12 protein-coding genes and 1 tRNA gene are annotated in these 13746 nt (G+C 60.7%); 4 read left to right on the top strand and 9 right to left on the bottom strand.

Going from position 1 to position 13746, the window contains the following annotated elements:
- Nucleotides 1-105: 105 nt before the first annotated feature.
- The 8 genes from AC5P6E_RS03805 to AC5P6E_RS03770 all read right to left on the bottom strand — a co-directional run bounded on the left by AC5P6E_RS03805 (nucleotide 106) and on the right by AC5P6E_RS03770 (nucleotide 7130).
- Nucleotides 106-182, bottom strand: a tRNA-Arg gene (locus AC5P6E_RS03805).
- Nucleotides 183-342: 160 nt separating this feature from the next.
- Complete coding sequence (locus AC5P6E_RS03800; RefSeq protein ID WP_019336802.1) at nucleotides 343-1248, bottom strand: heparin lyase I family protein; 906 nt, start codon at nucleotides 1246-1248, stop codon at nucleotides 343-345.
- A 23-nt stretch (nucleotides 1249-1271) separates the two neighbouring features.
- Nucleotides 1272-2615, bottom strand: coding sequence for an O-antigen ligase family protein (locus AC5P6E_RS03795; protein WP_100041134.1), 1344 nt, complete (start codon nucleotides 2613-2615; stop codon nucleotides 1272-1274).
- A 6-nt stretch (nucleotides 2616-2621) separates the two neighbouring features.
- Nucleotides 2622-3902, bottom strand: coding sequence for a lipopolysaccharide biosynthesis protein (locus tag AC5P6E_RS03790; RefSeq protein ID WP_019336800.1), 1281 nt, complete (start codon nucleotides 3900-3902; stop codon nucleotides 2622-2624).
- Nucleotides 3903-3910: 8 nt separating this feature from the next.
- Nucleotides 3911-4393, bottom strand: a complete 483-nt coding sequence (locus AC5P6E_RS03785) for a glycosyltransferase (protein WP_019336799.1) — start codon at nucleotides 4391-4393, stop codon at nucleotides 3911-3913.
- On the bottom strand, nucleotides 4390-4779 hold the full coding sequence (locus tag AC5P6E_RS03780; RefSeq protein ID WP_019336798.1) for a glycosyltransferase family protein: 390 nt from the start codon (nucleotides 4777-4779) through the stop codon (nucleotides 4390-4392). Before AC5P6E_RS03780 ends, AC5P6E_RS03785 begins: the two co-directional genes overlap by 4 nt.
- Before the next feature lie 56 nt (nucleotides 4780-4835).
- Nucleotides 4836-5939, bottom strand: a complete 1104-nt coding sequence (locus AC5P6E_RS03775) for a glycosyltransferase family 4 protein (RefSeq protein WP_019336797.1) — start codon at nucleotides 5937-5939, stop codon at nucleotides 4836-4838.
- A 24-nt stretch (nucleotides 5940-5963) separates the two neighbouring features.
- A complete protein-coding gene (locus AC5P6E_RS03770; protein ID WP_019336796.1) occupies nucleotides 5964-7130 on the bottom strand; it encodes a nucleotide sugar dehydrogenase in 1167 nt (388 codons plus the stop codon).
- Between the two features lie 614 nt (nucleotides 7131-7744).
- Between AC5P6E_RS03770 and AC5P6E_RS03765 the strand changes: the two genes are divergently transcribed.
- The 4 genes from AC5P6E_RS03765 to AC5P6E_RS03750 all read left to right on the top strand — a co-directional run bounded on the left by AC5P6E_RS03765 (nucleotide 7745) and on the right by AC5P6E_RS03750 (nucleotide 13006).
- Nucleotides 7745-9970, top strand: coding sequence for a polysaccharide biosynthesis tyrosine autokinase (locus tag AC5P6E_RS03765; RefSeq protein ID WP_019336795.1), 2226 nt, complete (start codon nucleotides 7745-7747; stop codon nucleotides 9968-9970).
- Nucleotides 9971-10068: 98 nt separating this feature from the next.
- A complete protein-coding gene (gene ubiA, locus AC5P6E_RS03760; RefSeq protein ID WP_019336794.1) occupies nucleotides 10069-10962 on the top strand; it encodes a 4-hydroxybenzoate octaprenyltransferase in 894 nt (297 codons plus the stop codon).
- A 187-nt stretch (nucleotides 10963-11149) separates the two neighbouring features.
- Entirely contained in the window at nucleotides 11150-12574 is a 1425-nt protein-coding gene (locus tag AC5P6E_RS03755; RefSeq protein WP_019336308.1) for a short-chain fatty acid transporter, read from the top strand.
- Between the two features lie 273 nt (nucleotides 12575-12847).
- Nucleotides 12848-13006, top strand: a complete 159-nt coding sequence (locus AC5P6E_RS03750; RefSeq protein WP_019336309.1) for a hypothetical protein — start codon at nucleotides 12848-12850, stop codon at nucleotides 13004-13006.
- Nucleotides 13007-13060: 54 nt separating this feature from the next.
- On the opposite strand, the gene AC5P6E_RS03745 is transcribed toward AC5P6E_RS03750, so the two are convergent.
- Nucleotides 13061-13687, bottom strand: a complete 627-nt coding sequence (locus AC5P6E_RS03745; protein WP_019336310.1) for a YiiX/YebB-like N1pC/P60 family cysteine hydrolase — start codon at nucleotides 13685-13687, stop codon at nucleotides 13061-13063.
- Between the last annotated feature and the right edge of the window lie 59 nt (nucleotides 13688-13746).

Below are 13746 nucleotides of genomic sequence, written 5' to 3'. Positions count from 1 at the left end.
CCAGCTGAAGCGCCTGGCGGTGGGGCATCTGGGATACCGGATGCTGCTGGGGAGACGTCCTGCTGGGGGGCGAGGTCTGCAAGGGCAGACTGGAGCAAGGGAAGATGGCGCGCCCGGAGGGATTCGAACCCCCGACCAATGGCTTCGGAAGCCACTACTCTATCCGGCTGAGCTACGGGCGCGTTGTACTGCAGAGAGCGAGACTGGTGCTCCCAATCTGAGGATTGTACGTAGTTTTTCCCGAAGTACCAACTGCTGGCCCAGTGACTGCTTGACCTGGTCCGCGCTGATCCCAGTCGCGTCTGACTATGCATGCCTGTCAGCCGACCTCAACACAGTCAGCTAGCCTCTCGTGACCCCGAGCTGCCTGAAGGCAGCTTCCTCGGTACCTGGAATCGGGTCATTTGGCTTCGCGGGTATCATTCGTACGTCGCGGAACGAGATGCGCTTCTCAGCAAGATCGGAGCGCTCTGGGCAGTAGAGCCCGAACTTTACGAACAACCCGCGCCTGTCGTTGAACCCTATGCCGCCGGTCTGTTCAAAGGCTTTACCGTTCATCCATATCTTGATATGCCCGTTGTAGTAATCAAACGTCTGATGGACGACTACCTCGTTCCATTGGCCGAATCTGACAGCGCCGAGTTGAACAGTCCCCTTGTTGGTGTAGATGAATCCAGACGCGTCTTTGGGGGTGACCCGCTCACTGCTTGACCGGTAGTCATACTGGATGTTCCGGCCGCGAATGACGAAACTGGAAACGGGGTTTCGCCACTCTTCTCCGAGGTCGATGTCAGGCATGCTGTGGTACTGCAGGATGATTGAGAACCGTGAATCACCTGCAAAATACTTCTCGTCTGCAAAGAATTTGAAGGATAACCACTGCTCCTTGAGCCAAGGCATCGGCTTTGTTCTGAGTTCAGTGCCCTTTGTGGCGCGCGTACCGTCCCAGTCAGCCATTCTCCAGTCGAAATCGTAAGTCGTGCCGCTTCCCGCGTCTGAGGCGTTGCCTGAGCCGGCTGCTCGAAGTGAAGGCGTCGTCTTTATCGAGTAGCTGAAAGGGGCCTCACGTTGAAGCTCCGGAATCCCATCTAGAGACGCTTGGCTGGCCCGCACGCAGCCTGCACTGAGCGGAGCCGCCGCAATGAGCAGGAGGATGGCCGCGCGAACAATTACGGGGTTCTCGTTCCAGCAATTCATGTCCTGTAGCCTGTTCTGAATGATCCGTAGCCGATTGTCAGCAATGGGCATGGGTCTTCAGTGCCCAATGGGCGTCACCGCGCCGCTGCGTTGAAGTCTGGGGTGCGCCACCAGGCGAAAAACCCCATGCACAGTGCCATGTAAGGTGCCGCAAGTCCGCTATAGATGACGTGTCCTGCAGTGACACTGACCGCCAGTAGTATGGTGGAAAAAACCAGGCCAGTGGAAAGGGCTGGACTCTTCCTCAATAGTGCAGTGGTGGATTTAAAGAAGAGCGCAAGATAGGGCAGGTAGTAGATCACGAGGCCTGTGATTCCAAATCCGCCGAGGATGTCCAGGACATCGATCTCAACGGGGTGCCCCAACCGAACAAGCATCTCGTGCCGGCCGGGTCCGAACAGCGATTCTACAATGTTGTAGTTGGCCCACACGTTATCGAGGAAATCCCGGGCAAACTGGTCTCTTCCGCTGAAGATGACGAACAAAAGACCAAATTCGTCGAAGAAGTACTCCATGCGCGCCAGCAGCCCGGTGCGTTCGATCAGGGAAATAGCGAATGGCGCAGCTGCAATGGCAATGATTGCAGAGAATACGCCTATCGCAAGCGCCTTCAGGGACGACATCTTGAAGGTAAGAAGTCCTCTGGCGAACTCGATTGCGGGGAATGCAAAGGAAATGATCAGAGACCCCAGCATGGCGGCCTTGGTTGCTTTGAGAACGGACGCCACAAAGAAAACCGCACAGATCAGAAGGTACTTCACCATGCTTGATCGGTTCTGGCTGTGATAGGTAATTCCGCACAGGACAACCTGACACAGCAGTAGAAGGAATGACATCTCATTGCCGGCATAGATGAAGCCGACGGCGCCGATCTGCTCGGAATCACTGTACTTGCCATACTGCGAGTAGCCAAAACCGAGAGTGCCAAGCATCAGGTTGATGAAGAGTACGGCTGACACGAAGGCGATGCACTTGTAGATCCACGATAGACCGATTCGGCCACGGTCCAAGAGTTGCTTGAAAACGTGGTATCCCAGCCAGACGATGTTGAACCTGAGCAGCCACTGGACATCCGAGGTGAGCGCCTCCAAGGTGCCATTCGGGACGATATGGATGGCAACGAAAATGATGTTGCTCAGCAAACAGGCGCAGATCGTCAGCAATCCAGATCTGGTCCGTGCGCTGTATATGAACAGCAGCAGCAGGTACGCGACCTTGAATGCCTGGGATAGCCCGGAAATGCCAATTCCTCGCATGAGGGCGCCGTTCATGGTATCCACAACGATCAGGAACGGCGTAAGCAGCAGTATCAACTGCGCCACGATCGCCGGAACTGAATTGGTCGTCTGCCAGGCTGATCGGCCGGGCGAATCTGTGGTGATTCGGCTGTTAATCATTGTTCTGTCGACCCGGTGCATCCATGCTCACTTTTCGGTACCGCGTTCAGACCCACTAGTGCCGGTCTGGTTCAAACCCGTGCTTCGGGTTATCCGCGCAACCGTGAATGCGCAGGCAGTGGTATGGATCAATACAGCTGCCACCGATGATGCGGCGAGCAGGGTGGCGGATCCAATATAGGCGGCTGTCAGTGCCACTGCCAGCTGGATTGCAGAGCTGGCGGCGAATATTCCGGCAACACGTGATACCTGATTGTGCATGATAAGTGCAACCGAGAAGGTACCCATTACCATGTTTGCGGCTTGGCCGAGCAGCAGTATCCGCAAGAGGGTGCTGGATTGCGAGTATTCGGGCCCGAATATTGACAGTGCTTGGGGGGCAAATATGAAAAGCAAAATGATTGCCGGCAGGCCGATCAGGGAAATGCTTCGCGAGGCACTTGCTGCAACGCCCCGCAGATCCTTGATGCTGGTTGTGGCATATGTGCGTGCATAAACCGATGTGGCGGATACCATCAGAAGCTGGATTATCGCGACCAGGCGCGCACTCAGCGCAAAGCCTGCGGCATCCGCTGAGGAGAGAAAAATGCCCGCGATGAAGGTTGGAAGCCATTGTTCGAGCGTATTGGACATGCCAATGACCGCAAACGGTCGGGTTTCACCTTCCGCAATTCTCACCTTGGCGCTTTTCGGGCCCGAAGCTGGGGGCCTCAGGGTCAGGATGGCGAATGCAGCCGCAAGCAGCCAGCCGCCCGTGTAGGCGATGGAGAAGATGAGCGCGGAAGGTGCGTACGCCAGAGGAAAAAGCAGGATTGCCAACGCGGCCAAGGCGATGGCTGATGGCAGTACGGAGATGGTCGCGGTTCCGTGGACTGCTGCACCGCTGCCTATCGCAGCAGTGCCAGCAGCGTTGGCGAGCGCGATACCTGCAATGGCGATGGACAGGATTGCAAGGCACAGAAGATTTGCATCCCAGTGCATGGTCGAATCGAGCCAGGCACCGTATGCCACAAGCAGAATGGCGAGCGCGACAGCACCGACGACGATGCGCAGTCCATACGCGGCAATTACCAAGCCGGCTGCGCTTCGTGCATCCGTACTACGTGACTCGACCGCGCCCAGCTTCATGAACGCCTTGTCGAGGCCGGCTCTGGCGAAAACAGCGAGGAGCGATGTTGCCGCTATGGCCCAGAGGACGCGACCCGCATCGTCGATATCCAGCAATCTGCCAACAAGAAGGCTGACCAGGAATGTAAAAACGGCACCTACGCCGCGCATTCCCGAAATTCCGAGCAGTCTGGAGAGCATTGATGACTTCAAGCGGAAGGCTCCCGCTCGAGGAATTCGAAAATCCTCTGGCTGAGGTCCCCTGCTGCGGCACCCATCGAGGCTGAGACGGATGAATCCAGATTGGCCAGGTGGGCGTCAAGCTGTTCCTGGGTCTCGGCCACGCGGCATCCTGGCAGGTCACTGAAGCGGCGCGCAGTGGCGAGCTGGTGCTCGTTCCTGTGCTCGCCAAGGTCCGCGCGCCGGGGAACGATGATGATTGTCTTGGATGAGAGATTGGCGGAAATGATCGTTCCCATGCCTGCATGCGAGACGATCACGGACGCCGTCGATATCACCGATGGAAATTCCATTGGCGAGATCTCCCTGGTCCAGCGCATATGGGCAGGCTGGAAATCGCCGTCGCCGATCTGGGCGAACACGTCTACATCGGGATGTGCGACTGCCCACAGATCCATCCACTGGATGAGTCGATCAAAGCCAAACTGCGTCCCCACTGTCACCAGAATCATATGACCCGCCCCATGTACTGGGCGCCCGCGCGGCTGGCGACATCCTCCCATTGAGAAAGCCACAGTGTGGCAAAGCGCTTTGCGAGCCGGCCGCTCCGCGACATCTCTTCGGCATTTGCGATGCTGTCCACCCAAACGGTCTTTGCGCCCAGAATGTGGCCCCAGAACAGCAGAGCGAATCCAGGCGCAGCGCCGGTCGAGACGATCACATGGGGACGGACGCGAAGCACGATCCAGAGCGCTCGTGCGAACGTAATCAGCAGTTTCAGCTTTGATTCCGCGGCGGCGTCGTTCACGACCCGGAACTTCTGTCCGTCGACCATGGTTTGTAGTTCGGCACGGGTCGAGACATAGGTGGTGTCATACCTGTCAAACAGCGGTCTCATGCGAAGCAGCTGAACCCAGTGCCCTCCAAATGACGCTGCTGCGATTGCTCGCTTCTTCAATTCATTGCTCCGGTTGTTTGGAAGGCATCTGTCAGGAACGCGTCCAGCTTTGAACTCACTTCGTCGGAGCTGTAGTCCATGGCCAGTGTCGATTGAATGGTTGCGACGGCATCATCACGGGCTGCGCCATCCGCAAGGAAATACAGTGTACGTTCGGCCAGCATGTCCACACCCTGTGCCGATAGCTGCTGGCTCATTTCTGGCGGAAGCAGATTCTCTGTAATGCCATTGCGAAGTACCAGCGGTAGCGCTCCACACATGGCGGCCTCGACCCAGGTCAAGCCAAGTGATTCACCCTTTCTTGTGGAGGGAAAGAGGAAGACCCTTGCCGTTCTGTAAACCTGTGCCAGTTCCGCTTGTGGCAGGGCAGGGAGAAACCTAACGCGGCCCGAAGCAATGTATTCGGCGAGTAGTAGCTGCATCTGCTCTCGCTCCGGTCCTGCGCCGACGAACAATGCAGTGGAGTCGGCACGGGTACGCAGCACCCGCAGTGAGATGTGTGCCGCTTCCATTCCGCCCTTTCCCGCAATCATTCGACCTGCAAAGGCCAAGTCCAGCGAGCGCGGTTCGGAGGCCGTGTCGTGGAAGACATCTGTGTCTACTCCGCCCGAAGGGCTGACGAAGGAGTGCTTGCCCTCAAGTGAATAGCTGGAACGGAGGCGTGCGAGAAATCCGTTGCTTGGCGCAATGACAACAGAAGCCAGAAGATTGGCAGAGTTGCAGACCAGACGCTTGAGGGCTCTACGTGCCAGGCCTTCGGACGACTCTGGGAACCCGTCGCTACCGTGGTAATGAAGGATGATCGGGAGCTTCCAGTTGAACAGCTTCGCAAGGATCACAGGTGGAGCGGAATGACTTACGTAGTGTACGTACACCGGGTGTCGCTGTTTCAGCAGCTTCGTGAAGGCGCTGGCATAGAACAGGGCGTAGCCTTTGAGTCCACTGCCAAATTCCGGCAGCACGATGGTTTCGGTCTGCCAGCCTCGCTTGGCCAGATCGTCGCTGGAGTTCTTGACGAATGTCCCGAATGACGGATTTTTCCTGGAGGGAAACAGGTTCGCGACATAGGTTATTTTTTTCAGTTTCTCAGAGCTGTCCATGGCTGCTTCAGGGCTTCTCTCTACTCAGTCATTATTGAAAATATCGCGCGTGTAAACCTTGTCCAGAACATCTTCCAGTTGCTGGTCAACGCGGTTTGCAATAATGATGTCAGACTCGCTCTTGAATGCGGCAAGGTCGTTGACCACCGCCGAATTGAAGAAATCGCCGGCCTTGATCGTGGGTTCGTGGAGAATGACCCGAATGCCCTTCGCCTTGATCCTCTTCATTACTCCCTGTATCGCAGAGGCGCGGAAGTTATCCGATCCCGCCTTCATGATCAGCCTGTAAATGCCGACTACATCGGGCTTCCGCTTTATCACTTCGTCTGCGATGAAGTCCTTGCGCGTCCGGTTCGCCTCCACGATCGCGTGGATGAGGTTCTGCGGAACGTTGCTGTAGTTTGCGAGGAGCTGCTTCGTATCCTTGGGGAGGCAGTATCCGCCATAGCCGAACGAGGGATTGTTGTAGTGATTGCCAATCCTGGGGTCCATGCCGACACCCTCGATGATCTGCCGTGTATCCAAGTTGTGGCTTGCCGCGTAGGTATCAAGTTCGTTGAAATACGCGACGCGCATTGCGAGGAATGTGTTGGCAAAAAGCTTGATTGCTTCCGCTTCGGTCGGATCCGTGAACAGGATCGGCATATCCTTGCGGATGGCGCCTTCTTTCAGGAGTTCGGCGAAGACACTGGCGCGCTCCGAACGCTCGCCGACGATGATACGGCTGGGATACAGGTTGTCATGCAGTGCCTTCCCTTCCCGCAGGAACTCTGGCGAGAAAATAATCTTGTCGCTGCCGGTCTTCAGTCGCAGCGCATCAATGCAGCCGACGGGAATCGTTGACTTAACAACCATGACCGCATTGGAATTAGCGGCCATGACGTCTGCGATCACCGATTCAACTGAACTGGTATCGAAGTAATTGGTTTCGGTGTCGTAATCGGTTGGAGTTGCAATGATTACGAACTCGGTATCCTCGTAGGCTTGTCGAGCATCTGCCGTTGCAGTGAGATTGAGCGTACCCGTGGCGAGGTAGCTTTCAATCTCACGGTCCTCGATGGGGCTGCGTCGGGCATTGATCAGCGCCACACGATCGGCATCGATGTCGACCGCCACAACTTCATGATTCTGTGCCAACAGCACAGCGTTGGAGAGTCCAACGTAACCCGTGCCAACCACGGCGATTTTCATTTCAATTCCTTTTGTATCAACTCTTGGTAAAAACGGGCCGGGGCGAGCCGGGTGTTGAAGGGCACCTCATCGCGGGTGTTCTTACTGTGCACATTCAGAATTCAGTTTGTTCTGCGGTGGCAACCAGAGGCAGCGGGATGCCTTCTGCTCGGGGCGAGAACTTTTGGAGGCGCGAATCCTACTACACGTCGCACGTCCGGCGGGCTTGCCATGGGTGGCTGTTGCCCGCCGGCGCGTCTGTGGCGAGCCCCCCGACTGTCGACCGTGGCTGTTCAGGTTTTCGCCAGGCCAGTCGGAGCTCAGTGGCATGGACACCGCAGCGGGCTGGGCTTTTTGCTTGCTCCGGCAGGACCGGCATGTTCGTTCACGTGGCAGCTCGCGCACTTTCGAGAGGCTTGCGGTTCGCCGTCGTACCCTAATGGGGTAGACTGACCGGCTAGGCAGGGGAGCGCCTGGGCCCTGGGAAGCGTGCGAATGGTCGATCAATGGCGTGTGCAGGCTGTGGAAGCCCGTTGCTCACCGTTGCCCCAGGTGTGAGCCGAAGCCTTCGAAGGCTGGAGTACCCAACAGGCAGACGGTGCCAATGCCGCTGCTCTTGAACTGAAGTGGAAGCGATGACGAAGCAATCGGAATCCCGAGTTGTCAAGGAAGATGAGATCGACCTGCGAGATCTGCTGGGTGCACTGCTGGACCGCAAATGGCTGGTAGCAGGGTCGGTCGCGGTCTTCATGGTTGTTGGTGCCCTGTACGCGATCCTTGCTGCCCCCATCTATCAGGCGCAGGCGCTGGTTCAGGTCGAGTCGAAGATGCCCAGCATTCCGGGGCTTGCAGACCTTGCATCGTTGGGTGGAAGCGGCAGCACGGCTTCGACCACTGAGGTGGCCTTGCTGACCTCGCGCACCGTAATCGGTACGGCCGTCGATCAGCTCAACCTGGAAGTCCAGATTGAGCCGAAGCGATTCCCGCTGTTCGGAAATTTCATCGAGCGACGCTTCAAGCCCGAAAATGAAGGCGACGTTGCCGCACCCAAGCTGGGCATGGCCCGCTACGGCTGGGGTGGGGAGGTCTTGGGTATCCAGCGACTGGACGTTCCTGCGACTCTGATCGACACGACGCTCTTGCTGGAGGTTGGCGATACCGGCAAGGATTTCGTCCTGTTCGATGAAGAGGGCGATGAGCTGCTGCGTGGTCAGGTCGGCTCCCAGGCCAAGGGCAGAGGCGTAACTCTGGAAGTGGACTCGCTGCGCGCCAACCCGGGTATGCAGTTCAAGGTGACCCGGCTGCGTCGATTGGACGTAGTGGCCCTGCTGCAGACGGAATTGTTGGCTTCCGAGCAGGGCAAGGATTCCGGCATTCTGCTGTTGACCTACCGGGACACTGATCCGCTGCGCGCCGAGGCCCTCGTCCAGCACGTAGCCGACGCCTACGTTCGCCAGAACGTGGATCGCAGCTCGGCCGAAGCCGCGTCCCAGCTGCAGTTCGTGAAGGACCAGCTGCCGACCATCCGCCGCCAGGTGGAGCAGGCGCAGGCTGCCATGAGCGCCTATCAGTCCCGCTCCAAGTCAGTCGACATCACCATGCAGACCAAAGGGCTGCTGGAACAGGAAGTGGCCGTCGAGGCCAGCATCCAGCAGCTGCGCCTGAAGCAGGCTGAGATGGATCGCAGCTTCACGCGCGAGCATCCGGCCTATCGCGCACTGCTGCGTCAGATCGGTGATCTGGAAGCTCGCAAGGGCGGTTTCCAGAAGCAGGTCGGTGATCTCCCGGAAACCCAGCAGGAACTGCTTCGCCTCACCCGCGACCTTCAGGTCAGCAACGAGCTGTATACGGCGCTGTTGAATCAGGCACAGCAGCTCGACGTGGCCCGCGCGGGAGCGGTCGGCAATGTGCGTATCGTCGATCCGGCCATCGTTGACATCGCCAACCCGGTTGCACCCCGCAAGGCCTTGATCGTCGCCATCGCCACACTCCTTGGTGCCTTCCTTTCGATTGCCTTCGTCTTCCTCCAGCGCATGCTCAACCCGGGCATCGAAGACCCCGCCGAAATCGAAGCTCTGGGCCTGCCGGTCTACGCCGCCATTCCGCTCAGCGTGTCCAATACGCTGCCCAAGCTGCGCAAGGGCAAGCACGGTACGCGCGTGGTGGCCGACGGTCGCCAGCACCTGCTGGCGGTATCCGCACCAGCCGACCCGACTGTGGAGGCACTGCGCAGCCTGCGTACCAGCCTGCACTTCGCCATGCTGGAAGCGAAGAACAACATCCTGACCATCTCGGGCCCGCGCCCGGGCGTGGGTAAGACCTTCGTGTCCACCAACCTGGCCGCGGTCATCGCGCAGGCAGGCCAGCGCGTGCTGGTCATCGACGCCGACATGCGCAAGGGCACGCTGCACAAGATCCTGGGTGTGTCGCACCAGAAGGGCCTGTCGGACGTACTGGGCGGCAAGCTCAGCGTCGATGACGTGATCCATCCGGTGTCCGGCCTGGACAACATGCACTACATGGTGCGTGGCGACATCCCGCCGAACCCGGCCGAATTGCTGATGCACCCGCGTTTCGCGCAGCTGCTGCAGGACATGTCCGGCAAGTACGACTTGGTGATCGTCGATACGCCGCCGATTCTGGCCGTGACCGACCCGGCGCTGGTCGCCACCCATGCCGGTTCGAGCCTGCTGGTCACCCGTTTCGGCGTAAACCAAGCCAAGGAAATCGAGCTGACCCTGCAGCGCTTCGAGCAGAACGGCGTGCAGATCAAGGGCGCGATCTTCAACGCAGTCGAGAAACGTGCCACCGGCTATTACAGCTACGGCTATTACGAGTACAAGTCCGACGAGAAGGCCTGACCACTTCGCAGGGCAGGATATCGGGGCCCGGTGCGCGCAGGCGCATCGGGCCCTGTCGTTTCTGAGTCTCGCCCCCGGCGCAGGAGTATCCTATCGCCATGGCTGATACCCCCCTCACTTCGCCGCAGTCGCCGGCGACGCCGCGTTGGCGGCATTACTGGAGTCTGATGCGCGCCGATCGCCCGATCGGCACGCTGCTGCTGCTGTGGCCCACCTGGTGGGCGCTGTGGCTGGCCGCAGGCGGCCTGCCGCCGCTGTGGACCCTGTTCGTGTTCACCGCCGGTGTGTGGCTGACCCGCTCGGCCGGCTGCGTCATCAACGACTACGCCGACCGCTGGCTCGACCCGCATGTAGAGCGCACCAAGGCGCGCCCGCTGGCCACCGGTGCGATCAGTGGCCGTGCCGCGCTGGCGCTGTTTGCGGTGCTGATGCTGGTTGCGTTCGGCCTGGTGCTGACGATGAACGGGCTGACCATCGGCCTGAGCTTCATCGGCGTGTTCCTGGCCGCCAGCTACCCCTACCTGAAGCGCTACACCCACCTGCCGCAGGTCTACCTGGGCATGTCGTTCGGCTGGGGCATCCCGATGGCGTTCGCTGCCGTGCAGGGCGAGGTGCCGATGCTGGGCTGGCTGCTGTATGCCGGCAACATCCTGTGGTCCACCGCCTACGACACCTGGTACGCCATGGTCGACCGCGAGGACGACCTGAAGATGGGCTCGCACTCCACCGCGATCCTGTTCGGCGACCTGGACCTGGTCATCCAGGGCGTGCTGTACGCGCTGTTCCTGGCCACCATGGCGCTGGTTGGCGTGCGCGGCGGGCTGGGCGGCTACTACCTGGCCGGCGTGGCGGTGGCCACGGTGCTGGTGGTCTACGAGTTCTGGATCTGCCGCAACCGCGAGCGCGGCCCGTGCTTCAAGGCGTTCCTGCACAACAACTGGGTGGGTGCCGCGCTGTTTGCCGGCATCGCCGTGGACCTGGCGCTGCGTTGAGACGCGCAGCCGAGCGTGGGCTCGGCTCTACAGGTGGCCCCCCCGAACCCGGATATCCGTAGCGCCCGAGCCCATGCTCGGGCGGCGGCGCACAGCGCCGGGCCTTCCGCCGCCTACGACCAATAGGTGGCTGACAGCCTGCACCCCACCGCCCAGAATCGATCCATCGAACCTGGGAGGGTAGGCGATGGCCTCGACGGCAGCAGTGCAGGACGGCTGGATGGCGCGCGCAGCGCTGCGTTCGGCGGCCTGGGCGGAAAAGTGGTTCCCCGACGCGTACGTGTTCGCGGTGCTGGGCGTGGTCATCGTCGCACTGGCCGCGATGGGCTTCGGCTCGACCCCGCAGGCCACCGCCAGCGCCTTCGGTGACGGTTTCTGGAGCCTGATCCCCTTCACCATGCAGATGGCCTTCGTGGTCATCGGTGGCTACGCCGTGGCGACCGCGCCGGTGGTCGCTCGCTTCATCGATTTCCTGGCCCGGGTGCCGCGCACCGGGCGTGGTGCGGTGGTGTACGTGGGCCTGGTCAGCATGCTGGCCTCGCTGCTCAGCTGGGGGTTCTCGCTGGTGTTCGGAGGTCTGCTCGTGCGCGCGCTGGCACGCCGCACCGAACTGCGCATGGACTATCGCGCCGCCGGCGCCTCGGCCTACCTCGGCCTGGGGGCGGTGTGGGCGATGGGGCTGAGTTCGTCGGCTGCACAGCTGCAGGCCAACCCGGCCAGCATGCCGCCGGGGCTGGTCGAGATCACCGGCGTACTGCCGTTCACCGAAACCATCTTCCTGTGGCAGTCGATCGCGCTGACCTCAGTGCTGATCCTGGTTTCGCTGCTGATCGCCTGGCTGACCGCACCGGCCGCCGGCAGTGCCCGCACCGCTGAAGACTTCCCCGGCGCCGCGCAGGCCGAGCCGGAGCCGCTGCAGCGACGCACGCGCCCGGGCGAGTGGCTGGAATACAGCCCGCTGCTGACCGTGCTGCTCTCGTTGCTGGCGTTCGGTTGGCTGTTCAACGAGTTCGCCAACAAGCCGGTGATCACCGCCATCGCCAACCTCAATACCTACAACTTCCTGTTCATTTCGCTGGGCCTGCTGCTGCACTGGCGCCCGCGCAGCTTCCTCAACGCGGTGGCCAAGGCGGTACCGAGTACCACCGGCGTACTGATCCAGTTCCCGCTGTACGGTGGCATCGCGATGATCCTCACCCACGCTGTCGGTGGCGATGGGCAGACGTTGGCGCACCGGCTGTCGAGCCTGTTCGTGCACGTGGCCAGCACCGATACCTTCGCGCTGGTGATGGGCGTCTATTCGGCCGTGCTGGGCTTCTTCGTGCCCTCCGGTGGTGGCAAGTGGATCATCGAGGCGCCGTACGTGATGCAGGCCGCCAACGAACTGAAGGCGCACCTGGGCTGGGCGGTGCAGGTCTACAACGCGGCCGAAGCGCTGCCGAACCTGATCAATCCGTTCTGGATGCTGCCGCTGCTGGGCGTGCTGGGGCTGAAGGCACGCGACATCGTCGGCTTCACCTTCATCCAGCTGCTGGTGCACATTCCGCTGGTGCTGGGCCTGTTGTGGCTGCTGGGGATGACCCTGGCGTACGTGCCGCCGGTGATGCCCTGAATGCAGCGTTGGCTTCCCTGCGTGAGCCGGGAAGCCAGCCTCGTTCAGCGCGTGTTTCCGGCTGCGAGCGCCATGAATGCGTGCAACGCCGATGTCGGCATGAGCACATGCCGAACCCGCATGAATCCTTCAGCCGCTTGTGCCACAAGGGCTTCTGCGCGTTCATTCACAGGCGTACACACAGATGTAGCCGCCCCCCCACGCGTGATTAACCATTCGCTGCAGACGATGGCCACGTCCACCGCATTCCGCGAGTGGCTTTGGAGATCGGACATGGCACAGCAGAACCAGAACCAGAACCCGAACCAGAAGCAGCAGGGCCAGCAGAATCAGCAGCAGGGCCGTGGCCGCGACCAGCAGCAGCAACAGCAGCAGGAACAGCAGAAGCGCAACCAGAACCAGCAGCAGGGCGGCCACGACGAAGAAGAATGATCGCGTTGCGCGTGCAACGTGACCGGCGAAGCCCCGCCCCGTGCGGGGCTTTGCTTATTCCAGCACGCCTATACGCTGCAGCACCGGCGCCGCCGACATGTCGTTCGGATTGGTGCCCGGCTGATCCTGCGGCACGTCCATGCCCATGCCGCGGTAAAGATCGACCCAGTGCTGGGCGATCTGCCCGGTCTGCGGGTTGCGGAAATTCATCGGCTGCAATGCGAACACGTGGTGCGCACGGAACGCACGCTCGATGAAGTCCGAGCAGTAATAGCTGTCCTCGTTCAACACATACGACGTGTTGTAGGGCTTGCCCAGCATCGTGCGCGCGGTGGCGACCGCATCCTTGATGGCCGCCTGCTGCGGCGCGCGCAGGCGATAGACCACGATCTGCCGCTGCTTGGCTTGGGCGTCCTGCTGGAACTCGGTCAGCGATTGCCGGCGTGATCCCTTCTCGTCGGCGTGCAGCACCTCCCAGCCCTTCGGCGCCGAGGCGACCAGGGCGACGTGATCGAAGCTGGGTGCGCCCTGCGTGCCGGTGGCATCGTCGATGGCCGCGCTCAGGCCGCTGCGGCCGGCAGTGACGAACAGCAGGTCGCCTTCGTGGACATTGACGGCCAACGCCACGGCCGGCCACAGGGCGGGCAGCAGCAGGCCGATCAGGAGCAGGAGGCGATGCATGAGGACTCTCGGACAGGCGGAATGCCGGAATTGTAGGGTGCGCGGTAGCATGGAGCGAC

The sequence above is a fragment of the Stenotrophomonas sp. YJH_SMC_16 genome (assembly GCF_059367875.1).
The sequence above is the reverse complement of the archived record's forward strand: the minus strand, read 5'-3'. Positions and strand labels throughout refer to the sequence as shown.